12 protein-coding genes and 1 tRNA gene are annotated in these 16,856 nt (G+C 39.8%); all 13 read left to right on the top strand.

Annotation, left to right across the window (positions count from 1 at the left end; translation table 11 throughout):
• The first annotated feature begins 68 nt into the window (after nt 1–68).
• The 13 genes from B4F91_RS04880 to B4F91_RS04820 all read left to right on the top strand — a co-directional run bounded on the left by B4F91_RS04880 (nt 69) and on the right by B4F91_RS04820 (nt 16,548).
• Nucleotides 69–159: transfer RNA gene (locus tag B4F91_RS04880), tRNA-Ser, on the top strand.
• A 770-nt stretch (nt 160–929) separates the two neighbouring features.
• Nucleotides 930–1,310, top strand: a complete 381-nt coding sequence (locus B4F91_RS04875) for a hypothetical protein (RefSeq protein WP_004586715.1) — start codon at nt 930–932, stop codon at nt 1,308–1,310.
• Nucleotides 1,311–1,438: 128 nt separating this feature from the next.
• A complete protein-coding gene (locus tag B4F91_RS04870) occupies nt 1,439–1,897 on the top strand; it encodes a GAF domain-containing protein (RefSeq protein ID WP_264389433.1) in 459 nt (152 codons plus the stop codon).
• On the top strand, nt 1,897–2,175 hold the full coding sequence (locus B4F91_RS04865; RefSeq protein ID WP_004586713.1) for a hypothetical protein: 279 nt from the start codon (nt 1,897–1,899) through the stop codon (nt 2,173–2,175). Before B4F91_RS04870 ends, B4F91_RS04865 begins: the two co-directional genes overlap by 1 nt.
• A gap of 15 nt (nt 2,176–2,190) precedes the next feature.
• Complete coding sequence (gene proQ, locus B4F91_RS04860) at nt 2,191–2,829, top strand: RNA chaperone ProQ (RefSeq protein ID WP_004586712.1); 639 nt, start codon at nt 2,191–2,193, stop codon at nt 2,827–2,829.
• 26 nt (nt 2,830–2,855) lie between these two features.
• Complete coding sequence (gene prc, locus B4F91_RS04855; protein ID WP_248442228.1) at nt 2,856–4,880, top strand: carboxy terminal-processing peptidase; 2,025 nt, start codon at nt 2,856–2,858, stop codon at nt 4,878–4,880.
• Between the two features lie 181 nt (nt 4,881–5,061).
• Nucleotides 5,062–6,522, top strand: a complete 1,461-nt coding sequence (gene nhaC, locus B4F91_RS04850; protein ID WP_286936212.1) for a Na+/H+ antiporter NhaC — start codon at nt 5,062–5,064, stop codon at nt 6,520–6,522.
• A gap of 43 nt (nt 6,523–6,565) precedes the next feature.
• A complete protein-coding gene (gene pepN / locus B4F91_RS04845) occupies nt 6,566–9,160 on the top strand; it encodes an aminopeptidase N (RefSeq protein ID WP_286936213.1) in 2,595 nt (864 codons plus the stop codon).
• On the top strand, nt 9,161–9,382 hold the full coding sequence (locus tag B4F91_RS04840; protein WP_024033528.1) for a DUF2835 domain-containing protein: 222 nt from the start codon (nt 9,161–9,163) through the stop codon (nt 9,380–9,382).
• A gap of 250 nt (nt 9,383–9,632) precedes the next feature.
• A complete protein-coding gene (locus B4F91_RS04835; RefSeq protein WP_286936215.1) occupies nt 9,633–11,726 on the top strand; it encodes a DUF1302 domain-containing protein in 2,094 nt (697 codons plus the stop codon).
• A 13-nt stretch (nt 11,727–11,739) separates the two neighbouring features.
• Entirely contained in the window at nt 11,740–13,104 is a 1,365-nt protein-coding gene (locus B4F91_RS04830; RefSeq protein ID WP_286936216.1) for a DUF1329 domain-containing protein, read from the top strand.
• Between the two features lie 127 nt (nt 13,105–13,231).
• Nucleotides 13,232–14,227 (top strand): WD40/YVTN/BNR-like repeat-containing protein, encoded by a 996-nt coding sequence (locus tag B4F91_RS04825; RefSeq protein ID WP_286936217.1) that lies wholly within the window; start codon nt 13,232–13,234, stop codon nt 14,225–14,227.
• Nucleotides 14,227–16,548, top strand: a complete 2,322-nt coding sequence (locus B4F91_RS04820; protein WP_288635395.1) for an efflux RND transporter permease subunit — start codon at nt 14,227–14,229, stop codon at nt 16,546–16,548. The genes B4F91_RS04825 and B4F91_RS04820 overlap by 1 nt, the downstream gene beginning before the upstream one ends.
• Nucleotides 16,549–16,856 lie beyond the last annotated feature (308 nt).

Here is a 16,856-nt window from a genome sequence, read left to right as displayed (position 1 = left end):
CCCTATCTCTCCACCACCTTATTACAATAATTATGAGTACACTCTTACTTGTAATTTATAGCACTTTCGGAGAGATGGCAGAGTGGTCGAATGCACCGGTCTTGAAAACCGGCATGGGTTTGTAGCCCATCTAGGGTTCAAATCCCTATCTCTCCACCATTATATTAAAGCCCGCTTTTTAGCGGGCTTTTTTGTTTTTACGCTTTATTATCAGGCCACCTTAGGCTTCCTCGCTTATTTGCCCATTTCGGTTTGCTATTAGCCGCTATTAATAGATTATTAACATATTTATGAGCTGCTTTTATTTTTTAGATTTTAAAATTGCTTATTAAAATAGTATGTTGTGGCTCAAGGATGATTTACCTTCAAGAAAACTTATTGTTTATCGTGCAATGATGCTCATTGATAACGGTGTTTGTTTTATTTGTATTCCAACCTTTTGACACAATTAACGATACATCATCACTTTTGCAGCTTTACTGTGCTGTATACCTATGACGCTTGGCTATGCGTAAATCAGTCATTACTTGAAGAACGTATTTAATATTGAAATCTAAAGGTTAGGTTATATTGAAGATAACACCTATAAGGTAGTGAACTTTGTCTTATAGGCGACTAAGCAGCTCAAAGTAAGCGTGGGTTGGCAGCACAATGCGTGTTTGTTTTTAGTTAGCAAAACCATTTATTAAACCATTCATTAAACAGCGCAGCAGAAACTAAATCTTCAAATTATCACATCTTGCAAAGAGGTCTAAATACCCTTACTAGAAACGCTAAGGTATATTTTTATAAAATTAAAATGCCGAGTTACAGCAGTTTAAAGAGTGCTTGTTTTCCCATCATAAATTACGACCATAGTCTCTGTTTCTAACCTTAAGAACTTGGTGCATGCTTAAGATAATGTTTGTAGTGTGTATTTAGGAACTTATATGAAACATCAACTAGCCAAAAGTGTCGCGCTTTCTTTATTATCCCCTGTGATTGTTGGTAGTTTACTTGGCCTTTATTATGGGCTCACTATGAATGGCGATGCGGCTACCATTTTTTTACAACTACTGATGAGTGCAATCGCGAACGCACATATTGTTGGACTGACTATGGCCGCTTTTGTCGTACCGGGTTATTTGCTTATGTTTAAGTATGCAAAAGTGAATTATTCAGGTGTACTGACTCTTGGGCTGCTCGGTGGCGCAATATTTAGTTATTTACTCAGTGCTACAACAGGCGAGATATTTTTAATTAATAGTGTAATGGCCGCTTTTGCCGCAGGACTATTTTTATTTGGCCTGCGTAAAACATCAAAAAAATAATTGCAGAAATATTAATCAAGCGTGCTGAAAAACGGCGCTATTTCTGTTTTTTTGCCTGTAAAAGGTTTCAATTTTTCACGACAAAGAGTACCTTTAGCTACTGTCTGTTTAATAAGAAGTAGTTTGGTATGCAAAAGCACGATTTTTACCAGTCATTAGTTAAGCAAACTGAATCACTAATTGCTGGTGAATCTAATGTCATTGCTAATATGGCTAACGTAAGTGCGCTATTATTTACCTCATTAGAAGATGTAAATTGGGCGGGCTTTTACTTTATGGATTCGCCAAGTGAATTAGTGCTTGGGCCTTTTCAAGGTAATCCAGCGTGTATTCGTATCCCTGTTGGTAAAGGGGTGTGTGGTACGGCTGCAGCAACGTTAGAAACTCAACTAATCGAAGATGTACATGTGTTTGATGGCCACATAGCCTGCGATGCAGCGTCTAACTCTGAGATTGTTGTACCTATCATGAAAAATGATAAAATAGTTGCTGTTCTTGATATCGATAGCCCAACTATTGGTCGATTTGATACTGATGACCAAGCAGGTCTTGAAGCATTAGTTAAATGCTTAGAGGCAAGCTTATAATGAAAGACTTGCTAAATGTTCAAGACTACCTATTCGCAGTACAAGATGTAGGCGATTGGGAAGGAGAAGAAGAACATGTAGCGGAAACGCTCAATGATTTGATTCACATAGCCTGGGATAAACTTCCAGATGATTTAGATTGTGAATCAATCGATGAAATAATAAATGGTATTTGGGAACACCTTCGAGGTGATTTGGCTGTACTTGAAGCCGACTTCGAAGAGTTAATCGACTGGGTAATACACTACGTTGACTCGTCCCTTGATGAAAAGATGTGAAAAATAGGTTCTAAAATGGAAACCACAAACAAGCTAAAAGATATTAATGAAGTGCTGGAATTTCTTTATCAAGAATTTCCACAATGTTTTAAACAAAAAGACGGTATTAAACCGCTTAAAGTCGGTATTTTTAAAGATATTGCCGAGCGTATCGAAGGGTCTGAAAAAGTAAGTAAGACTCAAGTACGTCAAGCGCTTAGAAAATACACGTCTAACTGGCGTTATTTAGAAGCTGTGACTAAGTCAGAGTTTCGTATTGATCTTGATGGCAATCAAGGTGAAAAAGTTGAGCAAGAGCACATTGACCACGCTCAAAAAGCACTAGAAGAAAGCCGTGCTAAAATGGCAAAACGCAAAAAACAACAGCGTCCACGCCAAGATTCAGATTCTAAATCTTTCAAGAAAAAACCAGCCCACGCTAGTAAAAACAATGCACAAGCTAACAAACCAGCTAAAGCAGCCCCTGCTAAACGTTCAGGAAAAGTTGAACCTTTACCTGCAAGTGAGGTCAAGGTTAATAACAAGGTTAAGGTTAAACTTGGCCAAGCACTTGTAAATGCGGTGATTACTGAAGTAAACAAAGACGAAGTTCATGTTGAATTAGTAACTGGCATGCAAGTTAAAACCAAAGCTGACAGCTTATACATTATTTAAGTTGTAAATAAATTAAGGAGTTGTGTATGAGTAAAAAGTTTACGCTCATTCCGTTAGTTGCTGCCCTGTTTTCGGGTTCTTTATTCGCTTCCGTAGAAGCGGCAAAACTTGAAGACTTGCCTGTACTTAAACAAGAAAGTCAACATGGCACTGCCAGCAAACGAGTGGCTAACTTATTTGCTCGTTCACACTATACACCGGTTCGATTTAACGATGGGCTTTCTAGCAAAGTGTACGATCGTTATATCGAATCCCTTGATTTTAATAAAAGTGTGTTTTTAGCAAGCGACATTGCTGCGTTTGAAAAATACCGCAACGATTTTGATAATGCTATTACCACCGGTAAGCTTGGCTTTACGTTTGATATTTTTAACTTAAGCTTAAAGCGCCGTTTTGAACGTTATGATTACTCTTTATCACTACTAGATAAAGAAATGACGTTTGATAAAGACGATGAATACTTTTTTGACCGTGAAGATTCAGCATGGCCTGCATCGCAAGCTGAGCTTGATGAAATTTGGCGTGAACGCGTTAAATACGATGCCTTACGTTTAAAAATGACAGGCAAAGATTGGGAAGGGATCAAAGAGGTCCTTACTAAGCGTTATAAAAATGCACAAAAACGTTTAGTGCAAACAAATTCAGAAGATGCATTTCAAATTGTAATGAACTCGCTAGCGCGAAGCATTGAGGCGCATACGTCGTACTTATCGCCGCGCCGCGCAGAACAATTTAAAATGGATATGGACCTAGAGCTTGAAGGCATTGGCGCCGTTTTAAGCCCAGATGAAGATTACACCGTTATTCGCAGCTTAGTACCAGGTGGACCTGCCGATAAAACAGAGCAGCTAAAAGCTGACGACAAAATTATTGGTGTTGCCCAAGATCAAAAAGAGTTTGTTGATGTTATTGGCTGGCGTTTAGATGATGTAGTTGATTTAATTAAAGGCCCTAAAGGCACTAAGGTACGTTTACAGTATCTTAAAGGCTCTGATGCACATGGCACGCCTAAAGTAGTTGAAATCACCCGTGATAAAATTCGCTTAGAAGATAGGGCTGCTAAATCTGAAGTATTTGAAGCGAGTTATTCAAATTTAACTTCAAAAATTGGTGTTATTGAGATCCCAGGCTTTTACAACAATCTTTCAAAAGACGTTAAAGTTGAATTAGCTAAACTTAAAGAAGAAAACGTAGACGGTATTATTATTGATTTGCGCCAAAATGGCGGTGGATCATTATATGAAGCTACACAGCTATCAGGCTTGTTTTTTGACCAAGGTCCGGTTGTACAAATTCATACATTAAATAACCGTATCGAAGAGCAAAAAGACCGTGACGGAATTACCTACTACGATGGCCCATTAACTGTTTTAGTTGACCGTTACAGTGCTTCAGCCTCTGAAATTTTTGCCGCCGCAATGCAAGACTATGGCCGCGCAGTAATTATAGGCGAGCAAACCTTTGGTAAGGGAACGGTTCAGCAGCACAAAGGCTTAGGTCGTGCGTACGATTTATACGACAATGACTTAGGTAGCGTACAATACACTATTGCTAAGTTTTACCGTATAAACGGCGGCAGCACTCAGCATAAAGGGGTTATTCCTGATATTTCATTTCCTTCTGCGATAGACCCAGCAGAATGGGGCGAGAGCAAGCAAGATAATGCATTGCCGTGGGATAGCATAGTACGAGCTAAGTACAATAGGCAGGGTAATTTAACGCCTGTAATCACTTATCTTGAAAAACAGCACGAAGTACGTATTAAGTCAGAGCCAGAGTTTGGTTACGTATTTGATGATATTGCCCGTTACAATGAAGAGAAAGACCGCAAAACTATTTCTTTAGTTGAAGCAGACCGTATTAAAGAAAAAGATGAAAATGAAGCACGTACTCTAGCGCGCACTAATGAGCGTTTAAAGCGTTTAGGTAAAGAGCCAATAGAAAACCTAGATGATGTACCTGAGGTAATTGAAGAGCTTGACCCTTTCTTAGAAGAGGCAGCACTGATCACTCAAGATTACATTAACTTTGGCCGTATCGCTAAAAAATAAACACGTGTTTACCCCGTTTAAAAGGCGCTTTTTGCGCCTTTTTTGTTACCTAAATTTCGCTAAATTGCTATAATCGCGAATTACTAAATTGAGTTACATTACTGTGGCTTAAAAAAAGCACTGATACGCTAAAAATAATAAATAACCACGCCACGATATGTGGTGTGCAGGAGTCACTATTTTGAAGCCTTTAGAAAAACCGATTAAACCCGCCTCGTTTTTTGATGCACTTGTTCCTATCACTGTTTTAATTTGCCTTTTAGGCGCAGCGGTATATTTATTTGGCGATAACTCGTCATCAGGTCCTAACCAAATAGCGTTATTATTTGCCACCTTTGCTGCGGCACTAATAGGGCTAAAAAATGGCTATACGTGGAAAAAGCTTGAAGAAGCCATGATTGAAGGTATTACCTTATCATTGGGGGCTATTTTAATTTTATTAATGGTGGGTGCCTTAATTGGTACTTGGCTGTTGTCGGGCACCGTGCCAACGCTCATTTATTATGGCTTACAGGTTATTAACCCAAGCTGGTTTTACGCTGCAAGCTGCTTAATTTGTGGCATTGTTGCAATGAGTATAGGTAGCTCTTGGACCACAGCTGCCACCATAGGTGTGGCGCTTTTAGGGGTGGCCACCGGGTTAGGGCTTGATCAAACTGTGACGGCAGGGGCGGTTATTTCGGGTGCTTACTTTGGTGACAAACTCAGTCCGCTTTCTGAAACTACTAACTTAGCACCGGCTGTTGTTGGAGCTGATTTATTTGAACATATTCACCACATGTTATGGACTACTGTTCCTAGCTTTGTCATTGCATTAATCATTTTTATATTTATGGGCTTTAATGCAACGGCTTCTAACGAAGCCGGCAGGATTGACGAAATAACAGCGATTTTAGAGCAAAACTTTAATATTGGCTTTGAAATGTTAATTCCATTAATTGTGCTGCTAGTTTTAGCTATTAAAAAAATGCCAGCGTTTCCGGCTATTTCAATTGGCGCTGTAATTGGTGCTGTGTGGGCAATGTTGTTTCAGTCTGATTTAATTGCGACACAAATTGACCTTTCTCAGGGTGAGTTGGTTGGTTATTTTAAAATTATTTGGACGACTTTTTTCGATGGTTTTAGCATCGACACGGGTGATGACAAAATGGATTCATTGCTCAGTGGTGGCGGAATGGCAGGTATGTTAACTACAACATGGCTGATCATGACGGCTCTTATGTTTGGTGCCATTATGGAAAAAACCGGGTTATTAGATATTTTTGTTAAGAGCATTTTAAAAATAGCAAAAAGCACAGGCTCGCTTATTACATCAACCATTGCTACTTGTGTGGGCACCAACTTAATAGCGGCTGATCAATACATTGCTATTGTAGTGCCAGGTCGTATGTTTAAAGAAGAATATAAAACGCGTGGTTTAAAGCCCGTTAATTTATCGCGTACTTTAGAAGATGGCGGCACAATAACAAGCCCGCTAATTCCGTGGAATACCTGTGGTGCGTACATGCAAAGCGTTTTATTAATAAACCCATTTGACTATGCCTTGTATGCTTTCTTTAATTTAATAAACCCTTTCTTAGCCATTATTTATGCGTACGTAGGCATTAAAATTTTACGCATTGAACCCAAGCAACCTGCTTAAATCTAAATAGCTCCTTTTTTAAGGAGCTTTAGTTGGAGTAACTATGACTGTTTCAGCAAAGCCAAAAGCGCAATACTTAAAAGACTACACTGCGCCTAATTTTTCTATAGAGCACACTGAACTCACTTTTGACTTACAACCACTAAATACAAAAGTGACGGCGCTACTAACACTTAAAAGAACAACAAATCAAAACTCAGCGCTTGTGTTAGATGGCATAGACTTACAATTAGTGGAGCTGCAAGTAGATAATGTTGCTTATACTAATTATAAGATTGAAGGTGAGCACCTAATCATTAATGATTTACCTCACACATGCCAGCTTAAAATTGTTACTGAAATTTCTCCTGATACAAATACCTCTTTAGAAGGCTTGTATTTATCTGGTGGAGCGTATTGCACGCAATGTGAAGCGCAAGGTTTTAGAAAAATAACCTACTTTTTAGACCGCCCTGACGTGCTAAGCACATACGATGTGACGATTATTGCTGATAAAAGCTTTAAGCATTTACTGTCAAATGGTAACCAAATTGACAGTGGTGAAACAGCTGATGGCCGCCATTTTGCTAAATGGCAAGACCCATTTAAAAAGCCAAGTTACTTATTTGCATTAGTAGCGGGTGATTTTGATGTACTAAAAGACACTTACACAACAAAAAGTGGGCGCGAAATTGAGCTTGCGTTATTTGTTGATAAAGGCAATTTATCTAAAACACCACATGCAATTAACTCATTAAAAAAAGCCATGCATTGGGATGAAACGCGCTTTAACCTAGAATACGACTTAGATATTTACATGATTGTTGCCGTAGATTTTTTCAATATGGGAGCAATGGAAAACAAAGGGCTAAATGTATTTAATAGTAAATGCGTATTGGCTAACCAAGAAACCGCCACCGATAAAGATTATCACACGATAGAGTCGATTGTTGGTCATGAGTATTTTCATAACTGGACGGGTAACCGTGTTACCTGTAGAGATTGGTTTCAGCTATCGTTAAAAGAAGGGCTCACAGTATTTAGAGACCAAGAATTTAGTAGCGATTTAGGCTCACGCGCACTTAACCGCATTGATGCCGTTAAAGTAATGCGCACACATCAGTTTAGTGAAGATGCGGGGCCAATGGCGCACCCAATTCGCCCTGAAAAAGTTATCGAAATGAATAACTTTTATACCGTAACGGTGTACGATAAAGGGGCTGAAGTTATCCGAATGATGCACACCCTGTTAGGTGAGGTTAACTTTCAAAAAGGGATGCAGCTTTACTTTGAACGCCATGATGGTCAAGCGGTTACCTGTGATGATTTTGTTGCTGCAATGAGTGATGCTTCAGGCATAGATTTAACGCAATTTAAGCGTTGGTATAGCCAATCAGGTACACCACGATTAAATGCAACACAGCAATATGATCACGATAAGCAACTTTATACTTTAACAATTGAGCAATCAGCTCCGCTAAATCAGCCAGATAATAAGAGCCTTCACATTCCATTTGCCATCGAATTATTAGATGAAAAAGGGCAAAGTATTGCACTTACTTATCAAGGTGAAAAACGCGACCACGTGCTTAACGTAACTGCGCCAACGCAAACGTTTTACTTTGATCAAATACCTGCTCGCCCAGTGGCTGTACTACTTGAAGATTTTTCAGCGCCCTGTATTTTAAGCCAGCAAAATTCAGAACCTGATTTACTGCATATTATGCGTTATGCGCGCAGCGATTTTTCGCGTTGGGATGCGCAGCAGCAGTTATTTATTAATGCGGTTAAGCAAGCAGTCAAAGCACCTGAACACGCAACACTAAGTGAAAACGTTATTAATGCACTACGTGTGTTAATAAGCGCACAAAGTGGCGATTTAGCACTGGTAGCAGAGCTTATAAAACTGCCAAGCTTTGACACGTTTGCCGCTGAGTTTGACATAATTCCTGTTGACGAAATCATTACAATCACAAGGTTGTTTGAGCAACAGATTGCCGAGCAATTATCTGATGAGCTTTTACATTGTTACAGCTCGTTAGTAGATGATGGCAGTATAAATGCAGATGCAGTGGCTATAAGAGCGCTTAAAGGTGTTTGTCTACATTACTTAGCTAAAATACCTTCTGAGCAAGTTGACCGCTTTATTAAAAAATCGGCAGATTCACCGAATATGACCAATGTTTTAGCTTCATTAAGTGCGGTAGTAAAAGCATCACACCCATTAAGAACAACGTTGTTAGATCATTTTGATAGCCAGTGGCGTCATGATGTTTTAGTTATGGATAAATGGTTTGCGCTGCAGGCTATGCAATCTGGTGATGATGCTATTGAGAATATAAAAGCGTTGTACGCGCATCCTAGCTTTGATTTTTCAAATCCAAATCGTGTACGGGCATTAGTGGGCAGCTTTAGTCATTTTAATACCGCACAATTTCACCGAAAAGATGGTGAAGGTTACGCATTATTAGGTGATTTACTTATTAAGCTAAACGCGATTAATCCGCAAAATGCCTCTAGAATGTTAACGCCTTTCATGTCGTGGAAACGCTTTGACACAACCCGTGCTCAAGCAATGAAAGCACAGTTGCAACGCTTAGCAAACCTTGAAGGATTAAGTGCTGATTTATTTGAAAAGGTTGAAAAAGCGCTTAATTAAATGATTGAGTATTACTTCTCTTTACACCTGAGCTATAACAAATGCATGGACTACTACCATGGTCGTTTTAGCTCAGTACAAGTGGTTGAGGATAACGGTAAAACAATACGTTTTGCCGCCTCGCACTTACGCCCTTACATTTCATCTATAGGAATAAGAGGGCGTTTTAGACTTTTACTTACCCCCGAGAATAAATTTATTCGCCTCGAACGTATCGCCTAACCTGCTGTTTTTATGTTATAGATACATAAAAATATTATCTTTTTGTTAATTTCAATTTGTTCTATTGTTAATTTACGTGTATAAATTATCTGGTATGACGTCTTACCAATACGTAAACGTCAGCTCAAAAAATATAATAATTGATTGAACGCGACCATTTGTAATTTTTTATAATCGCTTCTATCGTTAAGATTACACTAAAAACAATAACTTGATCACACATAATTACCCACGACAGGGGGGATACACAATGATAAGAAGATCGCTTTTTGTTAAAAACAAAATAGCTATAGGTTTAGCAGCCGCAAGCTTAGGTTTATCTGCAGCAGCGAATGCAGCAAATTTTGAGGTAGGGGGCTTTGATGTCACCTTCGACTCAACTTTTTCCTATGGTCAAAGCGTCCGTGTTGAAGACAGAGATTTCGACATTATTGGTAAAAGCAATAATCCTGCATTTGATTGGACTGGGTATAATCCTTCATTAAATACAATTTATTCTTCTCAAGATGTTTGGGCTCAACCAGGGTCTTACTCTAATAATGGCGATGCAGGTAATCTTAATTTTGATAGCGGTGATTCGTTTTCAAAATTATTGAAAGGAACACACGACCTTTCAATTAGTAAAGATAACTACGGCTTATTCACACGTTTTATGTACTTTTACGATTTTGAGTTAATGGATGGTGATAGAGCCTACGTTAACCCAACCTCAGGACAAGGCGTAGATCCATGTGATGATGACGACACAAAAGAGCAAAGCTGTGCCGACATTCGTTTATTAGATGCCTACGTTTGGGCAAATTTTGACTTAAACGATGGCAATAACCCGCTGTCAATTCGCCTTGGTCAACAAGTAGTTAACTGGGGTGAGAGTACACTTATCTCTCATGGTATTAACGTAAACCCGGTCGATATTGACCGCTTAAAAGCGCCAGGTGCTGAGCTTAAAGAAGCATTTATTCCTGTAGGTATGCTTTGGGCGTCATTAGGGATCACTGAAAATATTACTTTAGAAGGTTTTTATCAGTACCAATGGCATGAAACACGCCTACCGGCTGCGGGTACTTATTTTTCTACCAATGACTTTGCAGCAGAAAACGGCTATCAGCAAAATGTACAGTTAGGTTTTACTTCTAACCCTGACATTGATATGGCCTTTTTAACCGACAGCCTTAATAACCTTTATACTAACTTTGCTCAGATAGCCGCTGCACAGGGTATTGACCCAACAAGTGCTGAAGGTCAAGCCCTGCTTGCAAACATGTATTTAGCTCACCCAACTAAAGTTGCGCTTAAGGGGAAAGGCGATAACGGTAAAACAGAGCCAGATGACGGCGGCCAATATGGTTTACGTTTAGGTGTATTTTTACCAGAGTGGAACGACACAGAAGTGGCGTTATATCACGTTAACTACCATAGTCGACGTCCGCTAATTTCTGGTCGTGTATCTAACTTTTCGCAAGCTGCCATCGCACAAGATTTAGCGATGATTGCAACAACAGAAATTACAGATGACAACGTGGCAGATTTAGTTGCGTTTTCAAAAGCAGAAAATGATTACCCAGAAGATATTAAACTTTACGGTTTAAGCTTTAACACCACAATTGGCGAAACCGCGTTTGCTGGTGAGTTTGCATTTCGTAAAGACGAACCATTACAAATAGACGATGTAGAGCTACTTTATACCGCCATGCCTGAACAATTGGCGCTTGCCGGTATTCGCCCAGATTTTGCGGGTATTTCGCAAATGAGTTTTGGTGATGCGATTAGCTCTGTAGCGGCAGGTGAAGTTGCACAAGGTTATATTGAACGCGACACATCACAAATTCAGTTTACTGCAACACATTTATTTGGCCCGTCATTAGGTGCTGATAGCTGGGCTGTAGTAGGTGAAGTAGGTGCTGTGAAAATTCATGATATGCCTGATTACGACGAAATGCGTTTAAATGTGTCGGGTACAGGTCGCAGCGGTGTGATCACAGGCCCAGGCACTACTGACTACACAACATTACAACTAGGCCTTTCTAATGGCCCAGAAGAAAAGTCGTTTGCAACTGCCTCATCTTGGGGTTATCGCCTAATTGCTAAAGGTGATTACTTTAACCTTTACAATGGTATTAACTTCTCTCCACGATTTGTATTTTCTCATGATGTAAACGGTAACACACCTGATCCTATGTTCTTGTTTATTGAAGACCGTAAATCGTTGGGTGTAACAATGAACTTTAATTACCAAAATGCATGGTCACTTGATGTGAGCTACAACTCATTTTGGGGTGGTGGCGATATCAATACTTTCTCAGATCGTGACTACGTTTCTTTCAATTTAAAATATTCAATTTAGGGGTAATATTAGTATGATTAAAAAACCTACCCTCATCGCTACCGCTTTGTGTAGCATGTTTTTAAGTTCAGCGGCAATGGCAAAAATGAGCGCTGAAGAAGTTGCACGTTTAGGACAAGACTTAACGCCATTTGGCGCAGAAAAAGCAGCCAATGCTGATGGGTCAATTCCAGCGTGGAATGGCGGTATAATATCTGCACCTGAAGGTTATGAACCAGGGATGCACCATTTAGACCCGTATTCTGCGGACAAAGTATTGTTTACCATTGATAAAACAAACCTTGATAAGTACAAAGCTAACTTAAGCCCTGGTCAAATTGCTTTGTTTGAAGCATACCCAGATACGTTTAAAATGCCTGTTTATGAAACGCGCCGCTCTGCGTCTTACCCACAGTTTGTATACGATGCAACAAAAGAGTTTGCTGCAACGGCTGAGCTTATTGAAGGTGGCAACGGAATAAAAAATACCGCAATTGGTATTCCATTTCCTATTCCTAAATCTGGCTTAGAAGCTATCTGGAATCACTTATTACGCTATCGTGGACAATCAATAGAGCGTTTTGGTGGACAAGCTGCACCCACCGCATCGGGTTCGTATAACTATGTAGGCTTTGATGAACAACTATTGGTTAAATATTCAGATCCTAAAGCGACCCCTGCAGAGCTTCAAGACTCAAACATTTTGTTTAAATTTAAGCAAAAGGTGACAGAGCCAGCACGCCTTGCCGGTACAGCGCTACTTGTACACGAAACCATGGATCAAATTTTAACGCCTCGCCAAGCGTGGACATATAACTCGGGTCAGCGTCGTGTTCGTCGTGCACCAAATGTTGCATATGACGCACCAGGTACAGCCGCAGATAGCTTACGTACTACCGATGATTTTGATATGTTTAATGGCTCACCTAACCGTTACAACTGGACGTTAAAAGGTAAGCAAGAGCTATATATTCCGTACAATAGCTACAAGTTACACAGTGATAAACTAGAGTACGACGATATTTTAAAACCAGGCCACATTAATCCAGAGCATACGCGTTATGAAAAGCACCGTGTATGGGTGGTTGAAGCTAACTTAAAAGATGATACACGCCATATTTATAAAAAACGCGTGTTTTATATTGATGAAGATAGCTGGCAAGTACAAGTGACCGATATTTATGATAATCGCGACCAGCTTTATCGTGTAGCAATGGCATATGGCTTAAACTACTACGAAGTACCTACGCAGTGGAGTACCTTAGAAGTGTATCATGATTTAAATTCGCGCCGTTACTTAGCTATTGGTTTAGATAATCAAGAAAAAATGTACGACTTTTCAGAGTCGTTTAACGATAACGAATTTACTTCAAGCGCATTACGCCGTGAAGGTAGATAACAACGTAATATGCAGCTAACAGCCCGTTAGCTGCTTTTTTCTTTCTCATCGCGTTTGTCTATACGACACGCAGGATTTTCCTCAGCAAACAGACAAACAATTCTTCAGTTCAAGGCGATTAAAATTTATGAAGTATTTGGTATATGCCAGCCTGATCATAAGCGGTGCGAGTATTGCACAAGATGCACCTCAGTATGCTATTAGCGCAATTAACGCAAATAAAACCCTACTAACTGATATTACCAATACAGGTGCTGCTTTAGTGGCTGTAGGTAAGCACGGTACGGTAATAACAAGCAAAAACGCTGAGCAATGGCAGCAAGCGCAAAGCGTCCCTACACAGGTATTGTTAACGGCTGTCGATTTTTCTAATGACACCCACGGGTGGGCGTGCGGGCACGATGCCACCATAATTAATACCACCGATGGTGGTTTAAATTGGCAATTACAACAAGCAAAGCCAGAGCTTGATAAGCCGTGTTTAGATATTTACTTTGAAGATGAGTCAAATGGTTTTGCTGTGGGCGCTTATGGCATGTTTTATCAAACCAGTGACGGCGGCAAGCACTGGCATAAACGCTTTTTAGACTCTTTACTGTTTAGTGAAGACAGAGAGTATTTGAATGATTTAAAAGAAAATGATCCTCAAGGCTACGAGGCCGAAACAACATCTATACTGCCTCATTTTAACCGTATTGAAAAAACAGACAGTGGTTTGATGTTAGTCGGTGAAATGGGGTTAATGGCCAAAAGCAGTGATAATGGTCAAACATGGCAACGCCTTGATGAAATTTACCCAGGTTCTTTTTTTGCGGTAGCATCAGATCCGCAGCAAGAGATTGTGGCAGGGCTCAGAGGAAATGTATTTGCTAAAAATAAAAATGAACAACAATGGCAGCATTTTGAAAATGTTAAAACGGCCACGGTTAATAACATTATAAATTATAATAATGAGCATTGGTTACTGCTGGCAAATAGTGGTGTGATCTTTCATTTAAAAGACGGCTTACTTACACATGAACAACGCCCCGATGGTAAAGCTATTCTTGATGGCGTAATAATTAATAATAAATTAGTCATGGCAACAGAAGATGGCATTAAAGTGAAGGAGTTAAACCCTTAATGCATACGTTTTTAGATTTTTTAGAAAAGGCGGTGTTTAGACACCGTACTATCATGTTGATCGCTTTTGCGCTAATCACATGTTTTTTAGGCTATAAAGCCACTCACATTGAACTAGACGCCTCGTTTAACAAAAATATTCCGCTAAATCATGAATACATGAAAGTGTACACCAAACACGAAAAACAATTTGGTGGCGCAAATAGCATTTTAATTTCGGTGTGTGATGACAGTGGCAACATTTTTAACCCCGAATTTTTCACCCAATTAAAAGCAGTACACGATCAACTGTATTTTATTCCTGGTGTAAACCGCCCATTAGTTAACTCTATTTTTGCGCCCAGTGCGCGCTTTGTCGAAGTGGTTGAAGATGGTTTTGCTGGCGGCCCAATTATTCCTGCAAACTTTAAAGCTGACCAAAAGGGTTTAGCGGTAGTTAAAGAAAACATTGAAAAAGCAAAAGTAGTAGGGCGAATGATTGCCAGCGATTACTCATGTGCCATGGTGACCGCGCAGCTACTCGAAACCGACCCGCAAACTCAGCAAAAGCTTGATACACTCGCATTTGCAGATAAGTTAGAAACGCAAGTAAGAGAGCCTTTAAGTACAGATAAAGTCAGTATTCATATTATTGGATTTGCCAAAATGGCCGGCGATATTGCTCAAGGGGCAAAAGGCGTTGTGCTATTTTTTGCTATTGCCATTGGTTTTACCTTTATTATGGTATGGCTATTTTGTGGCAGTTTAAAGCTCACCATTTTACCTATAGCGTGTTCAATTATTGCCGTAATCTGGCAAATGGGTTTATTGTATAGTTTAGGTTTTGGACTCGACCCTATGTCTATATTGGTGCCGTTTTTAGTATTTGCGATTGGTGTAAGCCACGGCGTGCAGATGATCAACGCCATTGGTAAAAAAGTAGGTGAGGGCAAAAGTACCCGCATTTGTTGTCAATCAAGCTTTAGAGCATTACTTGTACCTGGTGGTATTGCGCTGCTTTCAGACACGGTGGGCTTTTTAACCCTGCTGACTATTGATATAGGTATTATTCGTGAACTTGCGATCACAGCAAGTTTAGGTGTTGCGGTTATTATATTTACTAATTTAATTTTATTGCCTGTGTGGGCCTCGTATATGAATTTTGCCAACACTGTGCATATTCAATCAGGCGATGCGCAAAAGCCAAATATGCTAGATGCGATACGCGATTTATTAGTAAAAGCCACAGACCCTAAAACCGCAAAAATGATTATTGGTTTTACGCTGGTGTTATTTGCATTAGGTTACTGGCAAGCAGATAAAATGCGAATTGGTGATTTACATGCAGGTGCGCCTTCGCTGCATCAAGATGCTCGCTACAATCAAGATACTTTTTTAATATCGGACAAATACACCATTTCGTCGGATATTTTAAAAGTGATTGTTGAGGCTTACCCAGCGGCCTGTACAGAGCACGATGTGATGGCGCGCATTAGCCGTTTTCAGTACAAGGTAGAAAACGTGCCAGGCGTACAATCGGCGGTTAGTTTAAGCTCTGTGGCGCAGTCGGTTAACGCAGGTTACAACGAAGGTAACTTAAAATGGCAAAGCTTACCGCGTAATTCAGCCAGCTTAGTGCAATCAACAGCCCGTGTAGAAACAAGCACAGGGTTACTCAATGGTGATTGCTCAGTCATGCCGGTGATTATATTTTTAGATGATCACAAAGCAAATACAATCGATACCGTTATTCAACGTGTTAAGCAATTTGCACAAGAAGAAGGCACAGACAAGTTAGCCTTTAAGTTAGCGTCTGGGCCTGTAGGGGTGATGGCGGCAACAAACGAGTCTGTGTCTGCGGCGCAAATTCCGATGATGCTATACGTTTACGGCGCAGTTATTATTTTGTGTTTGTTAAGCTTTAAGAGCGTAAAAGCGACAATCGCAGTGGTATTACCTCTGTATATTGTATCAACTCTTGCACAAGCACTTATGGTGCAATTAGAAATTGGCTTAACGGTATCTACTTTACCTGTTATAGCCTTAGGTGTAGGTATTGGTGTGGATTACGGTATTTATATACTTTCTTCAATGATGGGCCAACTTAAGCAAAACGTACCGCTGAGCGTGGCGTACCGTAATGCCCTTGTTGAGCGTGGCAGTGCTGTATTGTTTACCGGTATTACCCTTGCGATAGGTGTGAGTACGTGGATATTCTCTGATCTTAAGTTTCAAGTAGATATGGGAATACTGCTTACCTTCATGTTTTTAGTAAATATGTTAGGTGCGGTACTGCTATTACCCGCAATTGGTAGTCTGCTGTGGACCGACCAGAAAAAATAAAGTGAATAATTGTGCTCCTAAATGACCTGTAATGGTCATTTATATCTATATTTTGTGAATAGATGACCAAATAGCTGAAATGCTTAAAATGTTTTCATCGAAAAGGCTGTTTATTAGCGCTAAAAGGGTTAGAATTTAACTGACTCCACGCTAATAAATGGCTGTACAAATATTCTGCTTAACTAAAAGCAGTAATAGATTAAGGAACATACAATGACACGAAATGAAGGCCAAGCCTCGGTTATCCTAGATAATGTCTGTAAGCTTATCCAGAAAAAAGTTCACGCTGATAATGTGTTACTCGTTGA

Origin of the sequence: Pseudoalteromonas sp. UBA6610 (genome assembly GCF_002433295.1) — a bacterium.
Lineage (GTDB): Bacteria > Pseudomonadota > Gammaproteobacteria > Enterobacterales > Alteromonadaceae > Pseudoalteromonas > Pseudoalteromonas atlantica.
The sequence above is the reverse complement of the archived record's forward strand: the minus strand, read 5'-3'. Positions and strand labels throughout refer to the sequence as shown.

Bases quoted from the DNA above. Each gene is read 5' to 3' on its own strand.
- B4F91_RS04875 (WP_004586715.1), top strand. From the start codon at position 930: ATGAAACATCAACTAGCCAAAAGTGTCGCGCTTTCTTTATTATCCCCT.
- B4F91_RS04870 (WP_264389433.1), top strand. From the start codon at position 1,439: ATGCAAAAGCACGATTTTTACCAGTCATTAGTTAAGCAAACTGAATCA.
- B4F91_RS04865 (WP_004586713.1), top strand. From the start codon at position 1,897: ATGAAAGACTTGCTAAATGTTCAAGACTACCTATTCGCAGTACAAGAT.
- proQ (WP_004586712.1), top strand. From the start codon at position 2,191: ATGGAAACCACAAACAAGCTAAAAGATATTAATGAAGTGCTGGAATTT.
- prc (WP_248442228.1), top strand. From the start codon at position 2,856: ATGAGTAAAAAGTTTACGCTCATTCCGTTAGTTGCTGCCCTGTTTTCG.
- pepN (WP_286936213.1), top strand. From the start codon at position 6,566: ATGACTGTTTCAGCAAAGCCAAAAGCGCAATACTTAAAAGACTACACT.
- B4F91_RS04840 (WP_024033528.1), top strand. From the start codon at position 9,161: ATGATTGAGTATTACTTCTCTTTACACCTGAGCTATAACAAATGCATG.
- B4F91_RS04835 (WP_286936215.1), top strand. From the start codon at position 9,633: ATGATAAGAAGATCGCTTTTTGTTAAAAACAAAATAGCTATAGGTTTA.
- B4F91_RS04830 (WP_286936216.1), top strand. From the start codon at position 11,740: ATGATTAAAAAACCTACCCTCATCGCTACCGCTTTGTGTAGCATGTTT.
- B4F91_RS04825 (WP_286936217.1), top strand. From the start codon at position 13,232: ATGAAGTATTTGGTATATGCCAGCCTGATCATAAGCGGTGCGAGTATT.
- B4F91_RS04820 (WP_288635395.1), top strand. From the start codon at position 14,227: ATGCATACGTTTTTAGATTTTTTAGAAAAGGCGGTGTTTAGACACCGT.